General features: G+C 64.5%; 19 protein-coding genes and 2 pseudogenes. 7 read left to right on the top strand and 14 right to left on the bottom strand.

The genetic code is table 11. The annotated features are described in order from the left end of the window. Window positions 1-271: 271 nt before the first annotated feature. Window positions 272-2098: an adenylate/guanylate cyclase domain-containing protein gene (locus tag RFN28_RS07635; protein ID WP_320286757.1), complete on the bottom strand. Its 1827-nt coding sequence runs from the start codon at window positions 2096-2098 to the stop codon at window positions 272-274. 438 nt (window positions 2099-2536) lie between these two features. Between RFN28_RS07635 and RFN28_RS07630 the strand changes: the two genes are divergently transcribed. After that, the gene (locus RFN28_RS07630; protein WP_320286756.1) at window positions 2537-4156 is read left to right on the top strand and encodes a caspase family protein; all 1620 of its coding nucleotides are present in this window, start codon (window positions 2537-2539) and stop codon (window positions 4154-4156) included. A 31-nt stretch (window positions 4157-4187) separates the two neighbouring features. Here RFN28_RS07630 and RFN28_RS07625 read toward each other — a convergent pair. Then, a pseudogene (locus RFN28_RS07625) lies at window positions 4188-4396 on the bottom strand (ribbon-helix-helix domain-containing protein). 334 nt (window positions 4397-4730) lie between these two features. Here RFN28_RS07625 and RFN28_RS07620 point away from each other — a divergent pair. Continuing rightward, window positions 4731-5648, top strand: a complete 918-nt coding sequence (locus RFN28_RS07620) for a DUF1186 domain-containing protein (protein ID WP_320286755.1) — start codon at window positions 4731-4733, stop codon at window positions 5646-5648. Window positions 5649-5666: 18 nt separating this feature from the next. On the opposite strand, the gene recQ is transcribed toward RFN28_RS07620, so the two are convergent. Then, on the bottom strand, window positions 5667-7511 hold the full coding sequence (gene recQ, locus RFN28_RS07615) for a DNA helicase RecQ (protein WP_320286754.1): 1845 nt from the start codon (window positions 7509-7511) through the stop codon (window positions 5667-5669). Window positions 7512-7691: 180 nt separating this feature from the next. Between recQ and RFN28_RS07610 the strand changes: the two genes are divergently transcribed. Continuing rightward, on the top strand, window positions 7692-8318 hold the full coding sequence (locus RFN28_RS07610) for a LysE family translocator (protein ID WP_320286753.1): 627 nt from the start codon (window positions 7692-7694) through the stop codon (window positions 8316-8318). A 97-nt stretch (window positions 8319-8415) separates the two neighbouring features. Here RFN28_RS07610 and RFN28_RS07605 read toward each other — a convergent pair whose 3' ends face one another. The 3 genes and pseudogenes from RFN28_RS07605 to uxaC form a co-directional block, all read right to left on the bottom strand. Continuing rightward, window positions 8416-9162 carry a sulfotransferase domain-containing protein gene (locus RFN28_RS07605; RefSeq protein ID WP_320286752.1) on the bottom strand — a complete coding sequence of 249 codons (747 nt, stop codon included), beginning with the start codon at window positions 9160-9162 and terminating at the stop codon, window positions 8416-8418. A gap of 233 nt (window positions 9163-9395) precedes the next feature. Beyond that, a pseudogene (locus RFN28_RS07600) lies at window positions 9396-9494 on the bottom strand (2-deoxy-D-gluconate 3-dehydrogenase); the annotation flags it as partial. Between the two features lie 28 nt (window positions 9495-9522). Continuing rightward, the gene (uxaC, locus tag RFN28_RS07595; RefSeq protein ID WP_320286751.1) at window positions 9523-10932 is read right to left on the bottom strand and encodes a glucuronate isomerase; all 1410 of its coding nucleotides are present in this window, start codon (window positions 10930-10932) and stop codon (window positions 9523-9525) included. 283 nt (window positions 10933-11215) lie between these two features. Between uxaC and RFN28_RS07590 the strand changes: the two genes are divergently transcribed. Further along, window positions 11216-12724 carry a mannitol dehydrogenase family protein gene (locus RFN28_RS07590; RefSeq protein WP_320286750.1) on the top strand — a complete coding sequence of 503 codons (1509 nt, stop codon included), beginning with the start codon at window positions 11216-11218 and terminating at the stop codon, window positions 12722-12724. 306 nt (window positions 12725-13030) lie between these two features. Here RFN28_RS07590 and RFN28_RS07585 read toward each other — a convergent pair whose 3' ends face one another. From RFN28_RS07585 to RFN28_RS07555, 7 genes are all read right to left on the bottom strand, one after another. After that, window positions 13031-13438, bottom strand: coding sequence for a F0F1 ATP synthase subunit epsilon (locus RFN28_RS07585; protein ID WP_320286749.1), 408 nt, complete (start codon window positions 13436-13438; stop codon window positions 13031-13033). A gap of 98 nt (window positions 13439-13536) precedes the next feature. Beyond that, window positions 13537-15120: a F0F1 ATP synthase subunit beta gene (atpD, locus tag RFN28_RS07580; RefSeq protein WP_320286748.1), complete on the bottom strand. Its 1584-nt coding sequence runs from the start codon at window positions 15118-15120 to the stop codon at window positions 13537-13539. A gap of 68 nt (window positions 15121-15188) precedes the next feature. Then, window positions 15189-16076 (bottom strand): F0F1 ATP synthase subunit gamma, encoded by an 888-nt coding sequence (locus RFN28_RS07575; RefSeq protein ID WP_320286747.1) that lies wholly within the window; start codon window positions 16074-16076, stop codon window positions 15189-15191. Between the two features lie 28 nt (window positions 16077-16104). Then, the gene (gene atpA / locus RFN28_RS07570; RefSeq protein ID WP_320286746.1) at window positions 16105-17634 is read right to left on the bottom strand and encodes a F0F1 ATP synthase subunit alpha; all 1530 of its coding nucleotides are present in this window, start codon (window positions 17632-17634) and stop codon (window positions 16105-16107) included. Then, a complete protein-coding gene (locus RFN28_RS07565; protein ID WP_320286745.1) occupies window positions 17634-18194 on the bottom strand; it encodes a F0F1 ATP synthase subunit delta in 561 nt (186 codons plus the stop codon). Before RFN28_RS07565 ends, atpA begins: the two co-directional genes overlap by 1 nt. A 226-nt stretch (window positions 18195-18420) precedes the next feature. Then, window positions 18421-18816: an AGROH133_08824 family phage infection protein gene (locus tag RFN28_RS07560; RefSeq protein WP_320286744.1), complete on the bottom strand. Its 396-nt coding sequence runs from the start codon at window positions 18814-18816 to the stop codon at window positions 18421-18423. A 114-nt stretch (window positions 18817-18930) separates the two neighbouring features. Beyond that, window positions 18931-19626 carry an aspartate/glutamate racemase family protein gene (locus tag RFN28_RS07555; RefSeq protein ID WP_320286743.1) on the bottom strand — a complete coding sequence of 232 codons (696 nt, stop codon included), beginning with the start codon at window positions 19624-19626 and terminating at the stop codon, window positions 18931-18933. A 66-nt stretch (window positions 19627-19692) separates the two neighbouring features. On the opposite strand from RFN28_RS07555, the gene RFN28_RS07550 reads away from it, so the two are divergent. Both RFN28_RS07550 and RFN28_RS07545 read left to right on the top strand, forming a co-directional pair. Then, window positions 19693-19938: a type II toxin-antitoxin system Phd/YefM family antitoxin gene (locus tag RFN28_RS07550; RefSeq protein ID WP_095816592.1), complete on the top strand. Its 246-nt coding sequence runs from the start codon at window positions 19693-19695 to the stop codon at window positions 19936-19938. Then, on the top strand, window positions 19935-20390 hold the full coding sequence (locus RFN28_RS07545; RefSeq protein ID WP_320286742.1) for a type II toxin-antitoxin system VapC family toxin: 456 nt from the start codon (window positions 19935-19937) through the stop codon (window positions 20388-20390). The genes RFN28_RS07550 and RFN28_RS07545 overlap by 4 nt, the downstream gene beginning before the upstream one ends. Before the next feature lie 10 nt (window positions 20391-20400). On the opposite strand, the gene RFN28_RS07540 is transcribed toward RFN28_RS07545, so the two are convergent. Beyond that, the gene (locus RFN28_RS07540; RefSeq protein WP_320286741.1) at window positions 20401-22584 is read right to left on the bottom strand and encodes a primosomal protein N'; all 2184 of its coding nucleotides are present in this window, start codon (window positions 22582-22584) and stop codon (window positions 20401-20403) included. A 91-nt stretch (window positions 22585-22675) separates the two neighbouring features. On the opposite strand from RFN28_RS07540, the gene fsa reads away from it, so the two are divergent. Next, a complete protein-coding gene (gene fsa / locus RFN28_RS07535; RefSeq protein ID WP_320286740.1) occupies window positions 22676-23332 on the top strand; it encodes a fructose-6-phosphate aldolase in 657 nt (218 codons plus the stop codon). Window positions 23333-23509: the final 177 nt, after the last annotated feature.

The following is a 23509-nucleotide window of genomic DNA, read 5'->3' as shown; positions in this document are numbered from 1 at the left end:
AGAACGCAGCGTATATTAGCACACAAAGTTGCATTCTACGTGCGCGGCCAGCATCCAATCCATCAAGCCACCTTGAGCAAGGCCGCCCGGAACGAAATCACCTTGGTGCAGCGATTTTTGGACCCTTTTAACTCGATTGGACTGGAGGGATACTGACGCGCCGAGGTTCCCTGCCACGTGCAAAGACTGGGTCCAACCTCACTGGCGGTGGCCAGAGAACTATCCTTCCGGACATGACGCGCAGCAGAGGGCACCCTTGCAACCGCGATGATCAATCCGGCACGCCGGAGATGCCCAGCGCCTCGAGGTAACGCTCGGCGAACGCCTTGTCCTGCCAAGGGTTAATCTGCCTCTGCAGGGTGAGCGTGTAGGTCGGGAACGCCTCCATCAACCGCCGCGCCGCCGCTCGCGCTTCGTCCAGCCGGTTGAGTTTGACCAGCGCCATGATCACCACCCGGTGCGAGGAGCCGTAGTTCGGCATCTCGTGCAGCGCGCGTTCTCCCCATGCCAGCGCTTCCTCGTAGCGCTCGAGCATCAGGTAGCTCATCCCGATGCCGGAGAGCGCGATGCCCTTCTCGGGGTCGATCGGGCTCAGCCGCATCGCCCTGTGAAAGTGCTCGATCGCGACCAGCGGGCGGCCGGAATGCGCGTTCACCCAGCCGCTGCCCGTATGGCCCTGCGCCGAATTGGGGTTGAGCAGCAGGGATCGTTCGATCGTGCCCAGCGCCATCTCGTACTCCTTCGCGCTATAGGCGATCACCTGCGCGGCGAAGCGTAGGCTCGTGGGGTCGTCGCGCGCTTCCGCCAATACCTCGCGCGCCATGCGCGCGGCGACTCTGGTATCGTCGGGCTCGTGCCAGCACTGGCTCACCGATAGGCTGCGGATATAGGCGCCGAGTGCCTTCGCCAAGCTGAAGCCGGGGTCGATGCTGAGCGCCTCGTTCGTGAGCCGGCGCACGTCGGCAAAGCCTTCGCGCGTCATGCTGTAGAAGCGCGGCAGCGCGCGAAGGTAGAGGTCGTAGGCGCTGATGTAGTCGGTCGGCTTCATGCGCGCCTGCTTGATCTCCTCCAGCTGGATGCTCGGCTCGACAGCGCCGACGACGCTCTCGGTCACCTTGTCCTGCAGGTCGAAGATGTCGCTCACGTCGCCCTCGAAGCGGCCGGCCCAGACATGGTGTCCGCTGATCGCGTCCACTAACTGCCCACTGATGCGCAGCCGCGATCCTGCTCTGCGAATGCTGCCTTCGAGCACGTAGTGGACGCCCAGTTCGCGCCCGACCTGGCGCAGGTCCACCGCCCGGCCCTTGTAGGTGAAGGACGAGTTGCGGGCGATCACGAAGAAGGAGTTCACCCGGCTCAATCCCGTGATGATGTCCTCCACCAGCCCGTCGGCGAAGTATTCCTGGTCGGGGTCGCCGCTCATGTTGGTGAAAGGCAGAACCGCGATCGAGGGTTTCTCGGGCAGGGGAGGCGGTGCAGCCACCGAAGCGTCGGCGTCGGTCTCGACGCGGTAGGCGCGCACAGGCCGCTCGATGTTCTTGAGGCGCAGGTCGCCGAGCGGCGTGAAGCCGCAGTCGAGCTTGCCCTGAAGGTGGTCGTAGGCGGTGCCTGAGATGACCACGGTGCCCGGATCGGCGATGCTTTCGAGGCGGGCGGCGATGTTGACCCCATCGCCGTAGAGGTCGCCGTCCTCTTCGCACACCACGTCGCCGAGATTGACGCCGATGCGGAAGCGAATTCGCTTTTCCTCGGGCGTCTCCGCCTCGTGTTCTGCCAAGACCTGCTGGATCGCCATCGCCGAGGTCACCGCGTTAACGACGCTCGCGAACTCGCACAGCATGCCGTCGCCGGTGAGCTTGACGATCCGACCCTGATGCTCGGAGACCAGCGGTTCGAGGAGGTCCTTGCGGTAGATCTTCAGCCGCTCGAGCGTGCCGCGCTCGTCGCGCTCCGTCAGCCGCGAATAGCCGACCACGTCGCAAGCCAGGATCGCTGCGAGGTGGCGCTGTGTTGCACCGCCCGGCCAAGCGCCTGCACGCGGGCCGCCCCGCGTCCATGTCCTGCCAACTTCCAGATGCGCCACGCGCATGGTGCCCATCTCTCCCAGTCTCCGCCCGTCGCCGATACAGAACGGAGAACGCAGCTTGACCTTGCCTTCACGAGATTTCGCTATCCCGCTCGCGAGGCGTGGAGCGTTCCGGTCGCCGCGCTAACAGCCAACCGACGACACGCCCACGCAGCCTCTGGGGACGCTGACTCGCCACTCCCAGAAGGCCGGGGATATTTCCTGCTCTGTGTAACCGGTTGACGCCACCGTGGCGGTGCTTTTGTATCGGGCATCACACCAGACCCTCGGCATCAAGACGCGCCAAGCCACCGGCCGGTGGCAAAAACCGGCTGCCGCATCCTCGGTGTGAAGCAGGATGCGCATTCAACCCCGCTAATGTGTTATATATTTCATGGAAGGGGCATCCCCTACGTGAAATTGCGACTGGAACAAGCAAGCAAAGCCGCAACTTGATTGAAAGTGCGCGCGATGAAGTTCTGGGCCGCCATTGTTGGTTTGTTCTTCCTGGCAGCGGCCGATCTGCTGCAGGCAGGCGCCCTTGCCGCCGGCAACAATCGGGTCGCCCTGGTCATCGGCAACAGCAAGTATGTTTACGCGCCCGCCCTTCCCAATCCGGCCGGCGATGCGCGGCTGATGGCCGAAGTGCTGCGCAAGGCGGGGTTCAACGTCATCGAGGGCGTCGATCTCGACTATGCCGGAATGCGCGACCGGCTGAACAAATTCACCGAGGCCTCCTACGACGCCGATACGGCGCTGATCTACTACGCCGGCCACGGCATGCAGGTGAACGGCAAGAATTATCTCATCCCGATCGATGCCGAGCTTACGGCTCCGGCGCATCTCAAGACTCGGACCGTCCAGATGGACGAGCTGCTCGCCGCTCTCCCGCCCGACCCGGCCGTCGGCATCGTCATCCTCGATGCCTGCCGCGACAATCCGCTGGCAAGGACCCTGGCGGCTTCCTTGCCGAAGAGCCGCTCGACCACCGCGCCGGGCCTGGCGCCCATCGATGTTAGCGGGTCGGAAGTCGGCACCGGTGGCGTGCTGATCGCCTTTGCGACCGATCCCGGCGCCGTGTCCTACGACGGCAATGGCGCCAACAGCCCCTACACGATGTCGCTGGCCAGGCATCTCGCCGAGCCGGGCGTGGAAATCCAGAGCGCGCTGACCCGCGTTCGCGGTGAGGTGACGGCCGAAACGGATGGGCGGCAGCGGCCCTGGCATAATGCCTCGCTCGGCCGAGAGGTCTTTATCGGCCCGCAGGCGCCGCCGCCCGCAGCGCCGGCTCCGCAGCCGTCCGCAACCGAGACTCCGGCCGAGCCGCCAGGCGCGGATGCGCGCGGATGGGAAATCGAGCAGCGCGTGTGGGACGAAGCCTCGAAGCGCAACACGCTTGCCCATTACGAAGCCTATCTGCAGCAATTCCCCAGGGGGGCGTTCGCGGATCTCGCCCGCCTCAACATCGATCAGTTGAAGAAGCCGCCGATCTCCGTCGGCAATACACCGATCGTCGCCAATACCAAGAACGACGCGTCGCGATCAGCCACCGTGGCGCAATCTCCGGCCGAGACCGCCAATCCGGATTCCGACGCCGGGACCGAACTGACGGAAAGCGCGATCGGGCTCGATCGTCAGGCAAAGATCGAGCTGCAGGAAAGGCTGCTGGCGATCGGCTACGACCTGGACGAGGCCGACGGCGACTTCGGCATCAAGACGCGCCAAGCCATCGGCCGGTGGCAGCAAGAAAACCGGCTGCCCCCGACCACCTTCCTGACCCCAAAACAATATGCTCGCCTGAAGCTCGACACGGACGACGCGCTGAAGAACTACCGCGCCCAGCGGGCGTCAGAGGCGGAAGCGAAGAAGCAGGAAAGCGCCACGTCGCAAAAGACTGAGAAGCCGCAGCCGGTCGTCCGTGCGAAGCCGAGACGTGAACAGCAACGCGAAGCCGCCAATCCGCGGCCGACGCAAAAGGCGGGCAAGCCGGCGCAGCGAAAGTCCGGATACCGCACCTGCAGCGGCATTGACGGCACCTTCGAGGTTCCCGCGTCCCAGAGATGTCCCTTGAGCGGTTATGCGCACTATTGAATATCGAACGCAATCGAAGCGGTGAAACCCATTATCGCTTGCCGCGCGGCGCCTTTGTTCGGTTGACCGCCACCGCGAAAAGCTCACCCTTAGACCGTCGGCCGACCCCGCTCTTCAAACCTCATCGACAAAGCTCTGCATGGCTGCGATCTTGTCGTTCCGTTCTTGATCTTTACGGATAAGATCGCGCACGTAGTCGCTCGCATTAGCGTAACGCCCGGTTTCGGCCTGCGCCTCCACTCACTCTTTCATGGGACCGGGCAAGGATACGTTCATTGTCGCCATATCGGCCTCCATACACCTGCCAGTATGGCATAATTTGACAAAGTTTTGCCCCGCCGCACGCCGCATCAAACACCGCCGGGTGAGATGCCTCTAGCCGCGACGCGTGGGTAAGTAGAATTGTGGTACCAAACGCATCCGCCTGATGAGCGTTTGCAAGCCGAATGATCCGGCGTAGCTTTGGTGACCAAGAACGCATGAGGACGACATGAAGAAGGAAGAGGTCGAAAAGCTCTTCGGCGGCGGCAGGGACGACTTCGAGCTTGGCCCGATAGAAGACTATCTGCATGACGTGGCGACCGAGCGCGAGGTGCCGGACGTCTCAATCGGGCTCTGCACGATCAGGATCGAGGAATCCGCACCTCCGCTGCGTGCGGTCCTTGAACGGGCAGCCGATGGAGAGGCTTTGTCGGACGATGAGGAGATGCTGGTCTTCAGGGGCCTGCATATTCTTGGCGGCGCCCGTGACAGCCAGGCGTGCCAACCCTTGCTGCGCCTGTTGCGCCGCCCCATGGAGGAAACCTACCGTCTGCTTGGCGATACCATAACCGAAACCTTGTCGCGCATCCTCGCCGGCGTATTCGACGGCGATGGCGACGCGCTGTTCGGCATCATCGCCGACCGCTCCGTCGACGAATTTATCCGCGACGCGGTGTTTGGCGGGGTGACTTTTTTGACCTGGGACGGTCGCATCGAGCGCGACCGGACACGGCATTTCTTGGAGCGATTCTACCGGGAGAGGCTGGCCGACGACTGGGATTACGCCTGGGTCGGCTGGCTGCAGGCGATCGCGATGCTCGCCCTGAGAGACCTCGTTCCGCTTGTCTACAGCGCCTGGGAAGAGGGTCGTATACCGGAAGATGTGCTTGAACGCAGCGATTTCGAAAGCGACCTGGAGGAGGCCGAGCAGGAACCCGGCGACATCGGCCGGTTCGATCGCGCCAGTCTGAGCTACATCGAGGATGTCCTCGTGGCGCTGGACTGGACTCGCGGCCCAGACGACGATTTCGATTTTGCCGAGGGCGACGACTTCGAGCTTGACGAGGACGATTTCGAGCCTGACGGCGACGAAGGCTGGCAACCCGCTTTGCCGGACCTGGCTTGGTCGAGCGCCAAACCGGTCACAAACCCCCGGCGCGACGTCGGACGCAACGATCCGTGCCCTTGTGGAAGCGGCAAGAAATTCAAGAAATGCTGCCTCGCGAGCTGAGGCACCGGGCTCGCCCGGTCATTCGGCAGCATGCGCCGCGATCGCGCTCAAGAACACCTCGCCGAATTCCCTGAGCTTGGCCTCGCCGACGCCGTTCACTTGCGCGAAGGCATCGAGGTCGCGCGGGCGGCGCTCGGCCATGTCGATCAGCGTTCGGTCGGAGAAGACGACATAGGCCGGCACCTGGCGTTCCTTGGCGAGGCGCAGCCGCAGCGCCTTCAGCATCCCGAGCAGCGCGGCATCCACATCTTCGGGGCCCGCCGCGGCTGCGCCCTGGGCCGAGCGCGCCTTGTTGCGCAGGGAACGGTGTCGCGTCTCGACGCGGTACTCGAACGCAGTCTCGCCGCGGCCGAGCGCGCGGCCGCTTTCGGAAATGGCAAGGCCGCCATAGCCGTCCGGGTCCGGCATCAGGAACCCGCCGGCCACGAGCTGGCGGATCAGCGACAGCCATGCAGGTCTCTTGTGCGCCGCGCCTGTGCCGAAGCTGGCAAGCCTTTGATGGCCCCTTGTCAGCACTTTCTCGGTCTCCTGGCCGAGCAGGATGTCGATGACATGGGAGGCGCCGAAGCGCTCGCCGGTTTGTGCGATGGCCGAAAGGATGATCCGCGCCTCGGCGCTGCCGTCCGCGCGCGGCGCTTGGCTGAGGCAGCTGTCGCAATTGCCGCAAGGCGAGGCGCTTTCGCCGAAATAGCCAAGCAGCACCTGGCGCCGGCATTGCGCCGTCTCGCAATAGCCGATCAAGGCGTCCAGCCGGCCATGCGAACGCCGCTTATGCTCCGGCGAGGCGTCTTCGTCGTCGATGAACAGGCGACGTGTGCGGATGTCGCCGAGGCCATAGAGCATATGCGCCTCGGCCGGCCGGCCGTCGCGGCCGGCGCGGCCGATCTCCTGGTAGTAGGCCTCGAGGCTCGCCGGCAGATCGGTGTGGAAGACATAGGCGACGTCCGGCTTGTCGATGCCCATGCCGAAGGCGATCGTCGCCACCATGACGACGCCGGAGAGCGTCATGAAGGCGTTCTGGTTGGCCTCGCGCGTCTCCTTGCTCATGCCGGCATGATAGGCGAGCGCGGTGACGCCGTTCTTTTCGAGGAAGGCGGCCATCTCCTCGGTCTTCCGGCGCGACAGGCAATAGACGATGCCGCTGCACCCCGAATGGCGCTCTACAAAGCGCAGCAGCTGGCGCTTGCTGTCTTGCTTCGGCTCGATGGCGAGCCTGATGTTCGGCCGGTCGAAGCCCAGCACCAGCGTGTCGACGCGGTCGGCAAACAGCCGAGCCGAAATGTCGGTGCGCGTCGTCTCGTCCGCCGTCGCCGTCAGCGCGATGATCGGCACCTTCGGAAAGATGTCGCGCAGCCGTGCAAGGTCCTCATATTCGCGCCGGAACGCCGGTCCCCATTGCGAGATGCAATGCGCCTCGTCGATGGCGATCAGGCGGATGTCGAGCCTGGCGAGCGCGTCGAGCATCCGCTCGGTCATCAGCCGCTCCGGCGCGAGATAGAGCAGACGCGTCTGGCCCGACGCAACCCGGCGCCATGCCGCGACATTGGCGTCGCGGTCGAGCGAGGAGTTGATCGTGTCGGCGGCGACGCCGGCGAGCCGCAGCGCGGCGACCTGGTCCTGCATCAGCGCTACCAGCGGCGAGACGACGATGGTGAGCCCGCCGAGCACAAGCGCCGGAACCTGATAGCAGAGCGACTTGCCGGCGCCCGTCGGCATGACGGCCAGCACATGGCGTCCGGAGAGCAGCGCCTCCATCACGCCGGCCTGGCCGGGGCGAAAGTCGTCGAAGCCGAACACGTCCTTCAGCACGCGCCGCTTGGGATCGTGCCCCTCCGCCGCAATGCTCGCCATCGAATTTTGCATTGAGAGTGATTCCCGGATTCGGCTGAGGCCACGTTCTTAAGGCGCAGATCGCTCGAATGCCATCTCATCCCACGCTTGTTCGCTGTTTTGCCAGCCAGCTCCGCGGGCGCGCCGCCATCGCATTGCCTTTCCGCGCAAAGAATGGCTTGCTGTTCCGGCCTGCAGCGGAGGAACCCGGCAATGATCGATTTGGCCACATTGGCGACCTATGTCGCGATCGTGCTTGGCTTCGTGTTTATTCCGGGGCCGGCCACGCTGCTTACCGTGGCGCGGGCGACCAGCTCGGGAACCAGGGTCGGCATCGCCACCGGCGCCGGCGTCGCGGCGGGCGATGTCGTCCACACCGTCATGGCGATCTTCGGCATCTCGGCCATCATCGCCACCTCGGCGATGCTGTTTTCCATCATCAAATATATCGGCGCGGCCTATCTCGTTTACCTCGGCGTCCGCGCCATCCTCGAGAAGGCGCCGGCCAGTCTCGCCCGCGGCGCTCCGCCGATCCCGGCGGGAAAGGCGTTCCGGCAGGCCATATTGACCGAGGTGCTGAACCCGAAGACCGCCCTGTTCTTCCTCGCCTTCCTGCCCCAGTTCGTGCGCCCGGAAAACGGATCGGTCGTGCTTCAGCTGACGATCCTCGGCGCCGTCTTTGTGCTTCTCGGTCTCTTCAGCACCGTGGTCTTCGCCGTCTCAGCAGGCGGCCTCGGCTCCTTCATGCGTCGCAACCCGGCCGTGCTGAAATGGCAGGGCAAGGTGGTCGGCGGCATCTACTGTGCGCTCGGCGTGCGATTGGCGCTGCAGCAACGCTGAGGTCCGTGATCGATCGTCGCAAGCACGCAACCTTCGGGCAGCATGCCGGGCGCAATTAAAGGGCCATGCCGTTCGGCGACAAGACCGAACGTCGAAGTCATGCGTTCGCCCGGTCCGGCATATCGTAGCCGAACTCGTCACAGAACTCTTTGAGGCGAGCGAGGAAGGCCGGCGGCAGGGTGCGCAGATAGGATCGGAACTCTTCGTTTCGCTCCCACTTCCTCAGGGAGGTTGCGCGTATCGGATTGCTTGGATCCTGGCTGAACCGGATGCGCGGCTTGAGGTCGAACGCCCGCGCGATCCGCTCCTGCAAGGCGTCCGGCTGAGCGATCATGTCTTCGTAGCGGACGTAAGTGATCGCGCGGCCGGACTGTGCTTTCCTCAACCGCAGCAAAGCGCCATATTCTGCCAGCCAGCGCTCGGGTGTGACGTGGAACCGGCGCTGCGCCCTGCTTTGCGGATGCGAGCTTGTCAGCACGTCGAACGGGTGGCGAACGCAATAGATCAAGCCAACGGCACTTGGCAGTTTCGCCAAGTGCACATGACCCCGCTCGGTGCGCTTGACCACAAGGTTGGCTTCCGGGCGGTCCAGCATATCCAACTGGGTATATTTCGCTTCGGCCTGATGGACGAAAGTGTCTTCAAAACATCCCATCAGGCGCTGTGTAAGCGTCGTTCCGCTGCGCGCGCAGCCGGCGATGAATATCTTGTTGTAACGCGCCGTGTCCGCCGTCACCCAAAGCCGCCATAGTCGCTTCAAGTCCAGCGCTATACGCCGGATCTCTCTGATCGGTCGCCTGGCGGCCGCGCGCAAAAAGCCTTCTGATTTTCGTAGAACGTCCATTCCCGACTTTCTCTCCCGCCGCCTATTCATCCGCTGCCGGCGCAGCCGAACGATGATGTGCGACTCGCCATCTCTTTGGCCGATACGGCGCGAGAGTTCCAGTCTCCTTCGTTAAACCTATCTTCACCATGTTGCGGCACCGTTGTCGTCCTGCGGCAATGTTTGAGTACCGCGGCGGCGCCACGAGCGCCCAGGCAACAAACCCGCGCCTCACGGCGCGGGTTTTCCTTGCATCAGCGCCAGCCGCCGTTCACCGGCATCACCGCGCCATGCATGCAATCCGCCGCCGGCGCCAGCAGGAACACCGCCGCATCGCCGATGTCGTCCGGCCCGGGTCCCGCGAAGCTTGGCAGCCTCCCCTCAAAGGCGATACGCCTTCTTGGCAAGCGTGTAGGCCAGTTCCGCGGCCAGCTCATGCGCTTCCTCCTCGCGCAGCCGGTGTTCGGCGACGAGCCGCGCCAGGAAGGCGCAGTCGACGCGGCGGGCCACATCGTGGCGCGCCGGGATCGACGGGAAGGCGCGTGTGTCGTCGTTGAAGCCGACGGTGTTGTAAAAGCCGGCCGTCTCGGTGGTCATCTCGCGGAAACGGCGCATGCCTTCCGGACTGTCGTGGAACCACCATGCCGGTCCGAGTTTCAGCGCCGGATAGACGCCGGCAAGCGGCGCCAGCTCGCGCGCGTAGCTCGTCTCGTCCAGCGTGAACAGGATGATTGTGAGGTCGCGTTCCAGCCCGACTGCGTCGAGCAGCGGCTTCAGCGCCGTCACGTAATCGGTCTTGGTCGGGATATCGAAGCCCTTGTAGCGGCCGAATCTCTGGAAGATGGAGGGAGAGTGATTGCGCCATGACCCCGGATGGATCTGCAGCACCAGCCCATCATCCAGGCTCATCTTGGCCATTTCGGTCAGCATCTGGGCACGGAACAGCCGCCGCTCGCGCTCGTCCTCGGAACCGCGGCGGATGCGGTTGAACAGCTCCTCCGCCGCGGCGCCGGAAAGATTGGCGGTCTCGGCGGTCGGATGGCCGTGGTCCGTCGAGGTCGCGCCGAATTCCCTGAAATAGGCGCGCCGCTGCCGGTGCGCCTCGAGATAGCCGGCCCAGTTGCCGGTGTGGCAACCGGTGATTTCACCCAAGCGATCGAGATTGGCCGCAAACCCTTCGAAGTCGGGATCGACCACGGCGTCCGGCCGGTAGGCGGTGACGACACGGCCCTTCCAGCCGCTGTCGCGGATCATCCGATGCCATTTGAGGTCGTCGAGCGCGCCTTCGGTCGTCGCGATCACTTCGATGTTGAAGCGCTCGAACAGCGCACGCGGACGATAGTCGTCTTGGCTAAGCTGCGCCGCGATCGCATCGTAATGGCGGTCGGCGGTGCTCGCATCGAGCGGCGCCTCGATGCCGAACAGATGTTCGAGCACATGGTCGAGCCACAGCCGGGTCGGCGTGCCGCGGAAGAGGTAGTAGTGCTCGGCGAAACGCCGCCAGATCGCCCTGCCGTCGGTCTCGACCGGCGCCCCGTCGAGCGCCGGCACGCCGAGCTCTTCCAGCCGCACGCCCTGGCTGAACAGCATGCGGAAAATGTAGTGGTCCGGCACGATCAAGAGCTGCGCGGGATCCGGAAACGGCTCGTTGAGCGCATACCAGCGGGGGTCGGTGTGACCATGCGGGCTGACGATGGGCAGGTCTTTCACGCCGGCGTAAAGCGCGCGCGCCAGAGAGCGCGAATTCGCTTCCGGCGGAAACAGCAGATCCTGATCGGTCAGCGCGATCATCGAAAAAGCGGCTCCTCCAATGCAAGTCGCTCAGAAGTGTGCAACGGTTCTGGGGCAACGACTTGCATCAGTAAAAGGACCTAAAGCGGGTCGCCGGAATCCGCTTCAGCGCGACGCGCTTTAGGGTTGGGTATGGGTACGGTCGGCCAGGGATGATGTCAACGCGGTCGGCCAAGTCCTGGCCTCCTTGCGGTTGCGGGGAACAGGTGGTACGCCGCGTGTGCTCCATCGCACGGGACATCGACATGCCGCTCCCCCGAAACCTCTCAGCCGTTTTGGTGCCATGACCCGCCTTTCCGACAAGACGTTGCGGTCCTTGCCAGGCGAGGTTTCGGTTCCCCTCTATGATCGGGCCAGCGTCAAGCCAGGCATCGTCCATCTCGGCGTTGGTGCTTTTCACCGCGCCCATCAGGCGGCCTATGTCGATGCCTGCCTGGCGGATGGCGAGGTGGACTGGGGCATTATCGGCGTCTCGCTGCGCAGCCCCGACACGCGCGATGCGCTGGCGCCGCAGGACGGGCTCTACACGCTGGCGGTGAGAGACAGCGCCGGGGAGCAGCTGCAGGTGATCGGCTCGATCCTGTCGCTGCTGGTGGCGCCGGAAGACCCCGGCGCGGTGCTTGCCGCGCTGACCGATCCGCGCACCCGCATCGTCACGCTGACCATCACCGAAAAAGCCTATCTCAGGGCAGCCGACGGCGGCCTCGACGGGAACCATCCCGACATTACGCACGACCTCGCGAATCCCGGATCGCCGAAGACGGCGCATGGTTTCCTGGCCGAGGCGCTTGCGCGCCGCCGCGCCGCCGGTACGCCGCCCTTCACGGTGCTTTGCTGCGACAATCTTCCGGCCAATGGCGCCACGTTGCACCGGCTGTTGATAGAGTTTGCGAAGCTGCGCGACGCTCGTGCCGACGCAGGCGATCAGCCGTTAGCCGGCTATGTCGCCGACGAAGTGGCCTTCCCGTCGAGCATGGTCGACCGCATCGTGCCGGCGACGACGGACGCTGACCGGGCGCGCATCGCGGAAGAACTCGGGCTTGGGGACGCTTGGCCTGTTATGACCGAGCCCTTCCGTCAGTGGGTGATCGAGGATCGTTTTCCCGCCGGTCGCCCGGCCTGGGAAAGATTCGGCGTCACCATGGTCGAGGATGTCGGTCCCTTCGAGGATATGAAGCTGAGGCTTCTCAATGGCGCCCATTCAGGCATCGCCTATCTCGGCCTGCTCAGCGGTCATGCCACCGTCGATCGCGCCTTCGCCGATCCGTCGATCCGGCAGTTCGTCGACGCATTGTGGGCCGAAGCCATCCCGACGCTGCCTCAGGATGCTGGGCTCGACACGACTGCCTACACGGCCGAGCTCGCCGAACGCTTTTCCAACACCGCACTTGCCCACCGCACGGCACAAATAGCCAATGACGGCAGCCAGAAGCTGCCGCAGCGCATTGTGGCTTCCGCGCTCGCAAGCCTGGAGGCCGGGTTGCCTCCAGAACACCTATCGCTGGTTGTTGCCGCGTGGATCGCCGCTTGCCAGGCGCGCGGCAAGACCCTGCCGGAAGCCCATTTCACCGATCCGCTCGACGCTGCCCTCGGCGACCTTTTCGCCCGCAATCTGCCGACAGCGGAAATGACGACGGCCGTGTTCGATCTGGCGGGCTTTGCCAAGGACCATCGCAAGCGTCAGACATTGATTGAGTTCGTGGCCACCCACCTTGTGCATGTCAGGCAGGGTGGTCCAGCACTTGCGCTCGCCGCGCTTGGCATTGGCGGCGAGCGCGGAAAAGCCGAATAGCCTCTGCGGCGCCACCTACCTGGCTGCGTTCACGACCTGACGCGAGGAATAATCGACCCCGTTTGAATTCCAGACAGGCGTACCGCCTTGCCGACCAGATTCCCGTAGGGAACCGTGCCCATGATGAAACGGCTGTCCGCCGGGTTGTCGGCCTGCCGAACACCGCCACAGCGTTGTCGACCATCTGGACCATGAGCCTGGTTCGTTGGACATCCGGCGCCCTTCCGAAAAGCAGGCGGACTGTCCATCAAACAAAAAAGCGGGGCAAGCCCCGCCTTTTCAATCCATCATCATCCAGGAAGCTTATCAGGCCGGCAGCAGCGCGCCTTCCAGCGTGGTGAGCTGGCTGAGGAACTGCTCCGCCTTTGCGCGGCTCTCGTCGTCCTTGGCGTCGGCGGCGTCTTCCCTGGCTTCCTGGATACGGCGGGCAAGATCGGCGCGGTCGATGTCGCCGACAGCCACCGCCGATTCGGCAAGCAGCGTGCAGCCCGAAGGCAGGATGTCGGCGAAGCCGCCGAACACGACATAGCGCTCTTCCTTGCCGGCCACGGTCTTCACCGTGACGACGCCGGGCTTGATCATGGTCATGACCGGAGCGTGCTGCGCCAACACGGTCATCTCGCCTTCGGCGCCCGGGATGACGACGGAATCGACCTGCTCGGAAACGAGCAGCCGCTCCGGAGAGACCAGTTCGAACTTGAAAGCTTCAGCCATGCCTGTTTAGCGAGTAGGGAATAGTGAGTAGCGAGCAGTGAAGAACTCTGCCGGCCCACTGATCCCTATTCGCTACTCCCTATTCGCTATTCGCTTCTTTACGCCGCTTCAGCCGCCAGGCGCTGCGCCTTCTCGACCGCTTCCTCGATGCCACCGACCATGTAGAAGGCGGCTTCCGGCAGGTGATCGTAATCGCCGGCGCAAAGGCCCTTGAAGCCCTTGATGGTGTCGGCGAGGTCGACCAGCTTGCCCGGCGAGCCGGTGAACACTTCGGCGACGAAGAACGGCTGCGACAGGAAGCGCTCGATCTTGCGGGCGCGGGCAACCGTCTGCTTGTCCTCTTCCGACAGCTCGTCCATGCCCAGGATGGCGATGATGTCCTGCAGCGACTTGTAGCGCTGCAGGATCGACTGCACCTGGCGGGCGACCTGGTAGTGCTCCTCGCCGACGACCATCGGGTCGAGCATGCGCGAGGTGGAATCCAGCGGGTCGACGGCCGGATAGATGCCCTTTTCCGAGATCGCGCGGTTGAGCACGGTGGTGGCGTCCAGGTGAGCGAACGACGTCGCCGGCGCCGGGTCGGTCAGGTCGTCGGCCGGCACGTAGATGGCCTGCACCGAGGTGATCGAGCCCTTGGTCGTCGTCGTGATGCGCTCCTGCAGCGCGCCCATGTCGGTGGCCAGCGTCGGCTGGTAACCCACGGCCGAGGGGATGCGGCCGAGCAGCGCCGACACTTCCGAGCCCGCCTGCGTGAAGCGGAAGATGTTGTCGACGAAGAACAGCACGTCCTGGCCCTGGTCGCGGAAATACTCGGCGACGGTGAGGCCGGTCAGGCCGACGCGGGCGCGCGCGCCCGGCGGCTCGTTCATCTGGCCGTAGACCAGCGCGGCCTTGGAACCCTGGCCGCCGCCCTTCTTGTTGACGCCGGATTCGATGAACTCATGGTAGAGGTCGTTGCCTTCGCGGGTGCGCTCGCCGACGCCGGCGAACACCGAGAAGCCGCCGTGCGCCTTGGCGACGTTGTTGATCAGCTCCTGGATCAGCACGGTTTTGCCGACGCCGGCGCCGCCGAACAGGCCGATCTTGCCGCCGCGGGCGTAAGGCGCGAGCAGGTCGAGAACCTTGATGCCGGTGACCAGGATCTGCGCTTCGGTCGACTGGTCGACATAGGCCGGAGCCGGCTGGTGGATGGCGCGCTTTTCGACGGCGTCGACCGGGCCAGCTTCGTCGACCGGCTCGCCGATGACGTTGATGATGCGGCCGAGCATGCCCGGGCCGACCGGCACCGAGATCGGCGCGCCGGTGTCATAGACCTCCTGGCCGCGCACCAGGCCTTCGGAAGAGTCCATGGCGATGCAGCGCACGGTGTTCTCGCCGAGGTGCTGGGCGACCTCGAGCACCAGGCGGTTGCCGACATTGTCGGTTTCGAGAGCGTTCAGAATTGCCGGCAGATGGTCTTCGAACTGCACGTCGACGACGGCGCCGATGACCTGGCGGACCTTGCCGGCGACGCCGGTCTTCTTCACCGCGGTGCCCGCCGCCTTGGCCGGAGCTGCTGCCTTGGCCGGAGCGGCCGCCTTCTTGGCCGGAGCGGCCTTCGCGGCTGCTGCCGGGGCCTTTGCCGCTTCCTTGGGGGCCGGTGCCGCCTTGGCGGCGGTCTTTTGGGTAGCTGCTTTCGCCATCGTCTTTGCCCTTTTCGTCTATCTGTTGCTCACGCCGCTGCGGGGTCTCAGACCCCGCCCGCGCGCGCCTAGAGCGCCTCGGCGCCCGAAATGATTTCGATGAGTTCCTTGGTGATCTGCGCCTGCCGCTGGCGGTTGTAAGTGATCGACAGCCTGTTGATCATGTCGCCGGCATTGCGCGTCGCATTGTCCATCGCGCTCATCTTGGCGCCCATCTCGCCGGCCGCGTTCTCAAGCAGCGCGCGGAAGATCTGCACAGCGATGTTGCGCGGGATGAGGTCGGAGAGGATCTCGCCCGGCTCCGGCTCGTATTCGTAGACGGCGCCGCCGGCGCCGTTGCTCGTCTCGGCATTGGCGGAAGCCTGCGCGGCCGGGATGATCTGCTGCGCCGTCGGGATCTGGCTGATCACCGACTTGAACTGAGAGTAGAACAGCGTGCAGACATCGAAGCCGTCCTGGTTGAACAGGTTGATGACCTTGCGCGCGATCGCGTCGGCATTGCCGAAGCCGAGCGTCTTGACCTCGCGCAGGTCGACACGCTCCAGCACCAGCGAGCCGTAGTCGCGGCGCAGGATGTCGTAGCCCTTCTTGCCGACGCAGATGATCTTCACCTGCTTGCCGTCGGAGAGAAGCCGGCGGATATGCTCGCGGGCAAGGCGCGCTATCTGCGAGTTGAAGCCGCCGCACAAGCCGCGCTCGGCAGTGCAGACGATGAGCAGATGCACGTCGTCCTTACCGGTGCCTCTCATCAGCGCCGGGGCGTCACCGCCGCCGCCGATCGCCTGGGTGATGTTGGCCAGAACCGCGCCCATGCGCTCGGAATAAGGACGCGCCGCTTCCGCCGCTTCCTGCGCGCGACGCAGCTTCGCCGCGGCGACCATCTGCATCGCCTTGGTGATCTTCTGCGTCGCCTTGACCGAGGCGATACGGTTACGAAGGTCTTTTAACGAAGCCATGCTTCAAACCCGATCCCGTCCGACTTCTTTAAGCGAAGGTCTTGGCGAAGGCGTCGATCTCGGCCTTGAGCTTGGCGCGCAAATCGTCCGACAGCGCCTTCTCCTTGCGGATGCCGTCGAGCACGTCCTTGCCGGCCGAGCGCATGTGGCTGAGCAGGCCATGCTCGAACTTGCCGACCTGGTTGAGCGCGAGCTTGTCGAGATAGCCGTTGACGCCGGCGAAGATCACCGCGACCTGCTCTTCGGTCTTGAGCGGCGAGAACTGCGGCTGCTTCAGGAGCTCCGTCAGGCGCGAACCGCGATTGAGCAAGCGCTGGGTCGCAGCGTCGAGGTCGGAGCCGAACTGCGCGAAGGCCGCCATCTCCCGGTACTGCGCGAGCTCGCCCTTGATCGAGCCGGCAACCTGCTTCATCGCCTTGACCTGCGCCGACGAGCCGACGCGCGACACCGAGAGACCAACGTTCACCGCCGGGCGGATACCTTGGAAGAACAGGTTGGTTTCGAGGAAGATCTGGCCGTCGGTGATCGAGATCACGTTGGTCGGGATGTAGGCCGACACGTCGTTGGCCTGCGTCTCGATGACTGGCAGCGCAGTCAGCGAGCCGGCGCCGTTGTCCTCATTGAGCTTGGCGGCGCGCTCGAGCAGGCGCGAGTGCAGGTAGAAGACGTCGCCCGGATAGGCTTCGCGGCCCGGCGGGCGGCGCAGCAAGAGCGACATCTGGCGATAGGCGACGGCCTGCTTCGACAGGTCGTCATAGCTGATCAGCGCATGCATGCCGTTGTCGCGGAAATACTCGCCCATGGTGCAGCCGGCGAACGGCGCCAGGAACTGCATCGGCGCCGGATCGGACGCGGTGGCGGCGATGATGATGGAGTAGTCGAGCGCGCCGCGCTCCTCCAGCACCTTGACGAACTGCGCGACGGTCGAGCGCTTCTGGCCGACGGCGACGTAGACGCAGTAGAGCTTCTCCTTCTCCGGGCCGCTGTCGTGCACCGACTTCTGGTTCAGCATCGTGTCGAGGATGATGGCGGTCTTGCCGGTCTGGCGGTCGCCGATGACCAGCTCGCGCTGGCCGCGGCCGACCGGGATCAGCGCGTCGATGGCTTTGAGGCCGGTCGACATCGGCTCGTGCACCGACTTGCGCGGAATGATGCCGGGAGCCTTGACGTCGACGCGGCGGCGCTCGGTGGCCTTGATCGGGCCCTTGCCGTCGATCGGGTTGCCGAGCGCGTCGACCACGCGGCCGAGCAGGCCCGGGCCGACCGGAACGTCGACGATGGCGCCGGTGCGCTTGACGGTGTCGCCTTCCTTGATGTCGCGGTCGTTGCCGAAGATGACGACGCCGACATTGTCGGCTTCGAGGTTCAGCGCCATGCCGCGGATGCCGCCGGGGAATTCGACCATCTCACCGGCCTGGACATTGTCGAGGCCGTAGACGCGGGCAATGCCGTCACCGACGGACAGAACCTGACCGACTTCGGAGACCTCGGCCTCCTTGCCGAAATTCTTGATCTGGTCTTTCAGAATTGCGGAAATTTCCGCGGCGCGGATGTCCATCAGCCGACCTCTTTCAGTGCAAGCTTGAGCGAATTGAGTTTAGTTTTGAGCGACGTATCGATCTGGCGCGAGCCCATCTTGACGATCAGGCCGCCGAGCAGCGACGGATCGACCGTCATGGCGATGGCCACATCCTTGCCGGCGATGCTCTTCAGCGTCGCCTTGAGCTCGGTCTGCTGCGCATCGGTCAGCGCGTGCGCCGAAGTGACTTCGGCGGAAGCCTCGCCGCGATGGTCGGCGGCGATCTGGCGGAACGCCTTGATCATGCCGGGCACGGCGAATAGGCGGCGGTTGCGGGCGACGACGCGCAGGAAATTGCCGACGAGGCCTGTGATCTCGGCCTTGTCGGCGATAGCGGCGATCGCCTTTGCCTGATCCTCACTGGAGAACACCGGGCTGTTGATCAGCCGGGCAAGGTCGGCGCTGTCGTTGAGCAGCGCCTCGAAGTCGTTGAGGTCGGTTTCGACCTTGGCGACCGAATTTTCCTGCAGCGCGAGCTCGAACAGCGAGCTTGCATAGCGTTCTGCGACAGCTGAGATTGGCGATGACGATTGGGCCACGGACCGTCTTTTCTCTTGTCTGACAGGCCCAAGATTGTTGGCGCGAGCGAAAACTCTGGCTAAATCTTTGACCTTACTGCGATTTTTCCAAGCACAGAGGCGCGGCTTCCGCTATCCCCGGCCGAAAGTCGATTGCCGTCTAGCACAGGCCTTTTAAGACCGCAATGCATCGTCCGGCATGGTTTTCAGGCACTTTTGTCGCATCGGGCCAGCCCAGGCGCCGGATTCATGGCACGAAGCCGAAGGCGAAGGCCAGCGGCAGCGCCGCCAGCGCCAACTCGACGACAATCGAAACCCAGTTGAAGGGCGTGTTGGCGCCGTCCGACATCATCGACAAAAGCCGGCCGAAAGCGGTGAACAGCCAGGAGAAGCCGAGCGCCATGTAAAGCAGCGGCTGCGCGAGCAGAATGCAGCACAGGCTGACGCCGAGATAGAAGCCCGACATGCGACCGCGCCCTTCGGCGATCGCCGCCGCCTTCTCCGGCTTGGCCTGCAGCCGCAGGATGCGGAAGGCGAGGTTCGGCGCCAGGAACAGGACGAGTCCGATGAGCAGGGTCACGACGGCGCTCGACCATGCCAGCCATTCGCCCTGGCTCGCCGGCCACGGAAACGCGAAGTCCATCTGATCCCCCTCGTAAAGTCTTGTTTTTGAGATTGCCGGCATTCTAGCGAAGGAAAACCCGCGCGCCAGATGGCGGCCGGCACATTAGAAAAGACGCATCAGAAGAGCGCCTTATCAGGACAGCGCGTAATCGACCGCGGCCCCGGCATGGATGAGCGTGGTGTCGAACACCGGGATGTCGAAATCGGCCTGGCCGATCAGCATGGTGATCTCGGTGCAACCCATGATGAGGCCGTCGATCTTCTCGTCGCGCCGCAGTCGGGCGATCTCGTCGACATAAGCCGCTTTCGAGTCGGCTTTGACAATGCCCTGGCAAAGCTCGTCATAGATGACCCGGTGCACCATGTCGCGACCGGCCTGGTCTGGCACCACGGGCTGCAGCCCGTATTTGTCGGCGAGCCGGCCCTTGTAGAAATCCTGCTCCATGGTGAAGCGCGTCGCGAGCAGAGCCGGGCGCCGCACGCCGGCTTCGACGACAGCGCGCGCCGTGGCATCGGCGATGTGAATGAGCGGGACCGAGATGGCCGCCTGCACCGTATCGGCGAGCTTGTGCATGGTGTTGGTGCAGATCACCAACCCTTCGGCGCCGGCCGCCTCCAGCCCGTGCGCCGCCGCGACGAGGAGAGCCCCGGCGCCGTCCCAATCACCTGCATGCTGGCGTTCGGCGATCTCGGCGAAATCGAACGACCACAGGAGCAGCTTTGCCGAATGCAGGCCGCCAAGCCGCTCGCGCACGATCTCGTTGAGCAGGCGGTAGTAGATCGCCGTCGATTCCCAGCTCATGCCGCCGAGCAGGCCAAGGGTTTTCATGAGGACTTGTTCCTTTCCTATGCAATCTCTATATTGTGACCACATGAGACTACAACGGAGGTCATCATGAAAACCGTCCAGCTTCGGGAGGCCAAGGCAGGGCTCTCGGCACTCGTCGAGGCCGCGGGAAATGGTGAGCCTACTACCATCACCAGGCATGGCAAAGCGATTGCCATGGTTGTTCCGATTGATGAGGGGCGAAAGCTTTATCCGCAAGGCAGCCAAAAAGCCTTTGTCGACTTCCTGCTTCAGTACCCTGGCGGCATCGAATTTGAGCGAAACGAATCGCCGTCACGGGACGTCGAATTTTGAGCGGCTACTTACTCGATACGTCGTTCCTGTCGGCCTTTGCGCCTGACCGTCCTCCGCTTCCCTCGCACGTACTGACATGGGTTGACGAACAACGGGAGCGCGGCTCCTGGCATTTATCGTCCATTGTCGTTTTGGAGCTGGAAAGAGGCATCGCGAAACTGAAGCGATCGGGTGCAAGTTCGAAGGCCGCGCGCGTCAGTGGCTGGTTCGAACGGCTGCTGACGGAATTCGACCAACGCATTCTGCCGGTAGACGTCGCAATCGCACGAGAGGCCGGCAAACTGGAAGATGCCGCGATCGCCAAAGGCTTCAATCCTGGCTTGGCGGATATGCTGATCGCCTCGACTGCCCGTTTGAACGGCATGTCCGTCTTAACGACCAATCTCCGACATTTTGCGGTTCTCGATGTACCTCACCTGAACCCCTTCACCGAGAGTGGTCCGAGGAGGTAATTCCGCAAGCTCACAGAAAGCTTTGCGGGTCGATGTCGACCTGCACGCGCACCGAGCCTCGGAGCTTCGGCCCGTCCGCCAGCATGGCGCGAATAAAACCCTGCATGTCGGCGCGCCGTTCGCCCTGCACCAGGAGGCGGAAGCGGTGGCGGCCACCGATCAGCGACAGTGGCGCTTCGGCCGGCCCAAGCACGAAGATATCGGAGGCGGTCGGCGCGGCGCGCCTCAGGCCGCGCGCGTGGGTTTCGGCCTCGCCGCGCGTGGCGGCACTGACGATGATACCGGCGAGCCGGCCAAAGGGAGGGAGTGCCGCCCGCTCGCGCTCGGCGATCTCGCGCTCGTAAAAGGCTTCCGAATCGCCCGAGACGATCGCGCGCATCACCGGATGGTCGGGCTGATAGGTCTGTAAGAGGCCGAGGCTCTTCTTGCCGGTGCGGCCGGCGCGCCCGGTCACCTGGCTGAGCAGCTGGAATGTGCGCTCGGCGGCCCGCGGGTCGCCATTGGCGAGACCGAGATCGGCATCGACCACGCCGACCAGCGTCATGCCCGGAAAATTGTGGCCCTTGGCGACGAGCTGCGTGCCGATGACGATGTCGGCCTCGCCATTGGCGACGGCTTCCAGTTCGAGCCTCAGCCGGCGCACGCCGCCCAAAAGGTCGGACGAGAGCACGATGGTGCGCGCCTCGGGGAAATGCGCGACAACTTCCTCGGCGATGCGCTCGACGCCCGGCCCGCAGGCCACCAGGTGATCGAGCGTGCCGCATTCCGGGCAGGCCTCAGGCCGCCGCTCGTTGTGGCCGCAGTGATGGCACACGAGCTGGCCGCGAAAACGGTGCTCGACCAGCCAGGCCGAGCAAACCGGGCAGCCGAAGCGATGGCCGCAGACGCGGCAGAGCGTCAGCGGCGCATAACCGCGCCGGTTGAGGAAGAGCAGCGACTGCTCTTGTCTCTCCAGCGTGCGCTGCATGTGTTCCAGCAGGACCGGCGACAGGAAGCCGCCGCGCGCCGGCGGCGAGCGGCGCATGTCGATCGACTTCAGGTCGGGGAGCGCCGCTTCGGCGAAGCGCGACGACAGCACGGCTCTGTTGTACCGGCCCTGGCTGGCATTGACCCGGCTTTCGACCGACGGCGTCGCCGATGCGAGCACGACCGGGAAAGCCCCTATATGGCCGCGCACCACCGCCATGTCGCGCGCATTGTAGAAGACGCGGTCTTCCTGCTTGTAGGCGGGATCGTGCTCCTCGTCGACGACGATCAGGCCGAGTTCCTTGAACGGCAGGAACAGTGCCGAACGCGCGCCGGCGACGACGCGCACGCCGCCTTCCGCCACCTGCCGCCAGACGCGCTCGCGCATCCTTGGCGGCAGGTCCGAATGCCATTCCGCCGGCTTGGCGCCGAACCGGTCCTGGAAGCGTTCGAGGAAGGCATGGGTGAGCGCGATTTCCGGCAGCAGGATCAGCACCTGCCTTCCCTTGTCGAGTGCGGCCGCCACCGCTTCGAAATAGACTTCCGTTTTGCCGGATCCCGTGACGCCGTCGAGCAGCGTGACGTTGAAGACGTCGGCGGAGATGGCGGCGCGCAGCTTGTCGGCGGCCGCTTTCTGGTCCGCCATCAGTTGCGGCACGGCGTGCTCCGGATCGGGCGCCGCGACCACAGGCCTTGGCGGGATCATCACCGTCTCGAACACGCCTTGCGCCCTCAAGCCGTCGATGACCGTCGAGGAGACGCCCGCCGCATGTGCAAGCCCCGATCGCGTCCAGGCAAGGCCGCCTTCCGCCGTCGCCAGCACCCGCCGCCGTGCGTCGGTCAGGCGGTCGGGCTCGGCAAGCGTGCGCTGCAGCCCTTCGATCCAGGGCTCCGGATCGAAAGCCTCCGGCACACGAAGCAGCATGCGCGCCACCATGCCGGGCGCGGAAAGCGTGTAATGCGCGATCCAGTCGACGAAGCGGCGCATGGCCTTGTCGATCGGCGGACAGTCGAAGACCTCCTCGATCGGCCGGAGCTTCTTCGGATCGACCGATTCGACGACGGCGTCCCACACGATGCCGGCCACCTGCCGCGGCCCCAAAGGCACGCGCACGATCGAGCCCGGCACCACGCGCATGCCCTGCGGCACGGCATAGGTATAGGGCCGTTCGGCCGGCATCGGCACCAGCACCGGTGCGGCCGCGACAAAGGGCGAATCTTCCATCATGAGGCGTGACCTTGCCCCGACTTTGCTCTAGATCAAAGGGTGACTCTCGAACGTGCCTGACCGGCACCATGAAATCCCCAAGGAGACCGCCATGAAGTTTTTTGTCGACACCGCCGACATCAAGGAGATTAAGGAGCTGAACGATCTGGGGCTTCTCGACGGGGTCACCACCAACCCCTCGCTGATCCTGAAATCTGGCGGCAAGATCTCCGAGGTGACGAAGCAGATCTGCGACATCGTCGAAGGCCCGGTCTCGGCCGAGGTGGTGGCCACCGAGTTCAAGGACATGATGGCCGAGGCCGAGGCGCTGGCCAAGATCGCGCCCAATGTCTGCATCAAGGTGCCGCTGACGCTGGACGGGCTGAAGGCCTGCAAGACGATCCGCACCGAGTTGAACCGCATGGTCAACGTCACGCTCTGCTTCTCGGCCAACCAGGCGCTGCTCGCGGCCAAGGCCGGCGCCTCCTTCATCTCGCCCTTCGTCGGCCGCATCGACGACACCGGCGCTGATGGCATGGAACTGATCTCGGAAATCCGCACCATTTACGACAATTACGATTTCAAGACCGAGATCCTGACCGCGTCGGTGCGCACAGTGAACCACGTCAAGCAGGCCGCGCTCATCGGCTCCGATGTCGTGACCGCGCCGCCGGCGACGCTGCGGGCGCTGGTCAACCATCCGCTCACCGACAAGGGCCTTGCCGCCTTCCTCGCCGACTGGGCCAAGACCGGCCAGAAGATTTTCTGAGGCTGGGGCAATTCCAGGAAAGGTGTATAACGATTTTCCGTCCGGAATTGCGCAAGGCAAAAGCTACTGAGTAGCGAAGAAGGCCGGGCAACCGGCCTTTTTTCGTGGCAAAGTGCCTATGCCTTGGCAGGTCGCATGCCTTGGCGATTGGTCGGAACGTCCATCGCGATCGTCATC

Origin of the sequence: Mesorhizobium album, assembly GCF_033977205.1 — a bacterium.
In the GTDB taxonomy this organism is placed as follows: domain Bacteria; phylum Pseudomonadota; class Alphaproteobacteria; order Rhizobiales; family Rhizobiaceae; genus Mesorhizobium; species Mesorhizobium album.
Note: the sequence above shows the minus strand (reverse complement) of the source record. Positions and strands in the feature narration are given on the sequence as shown.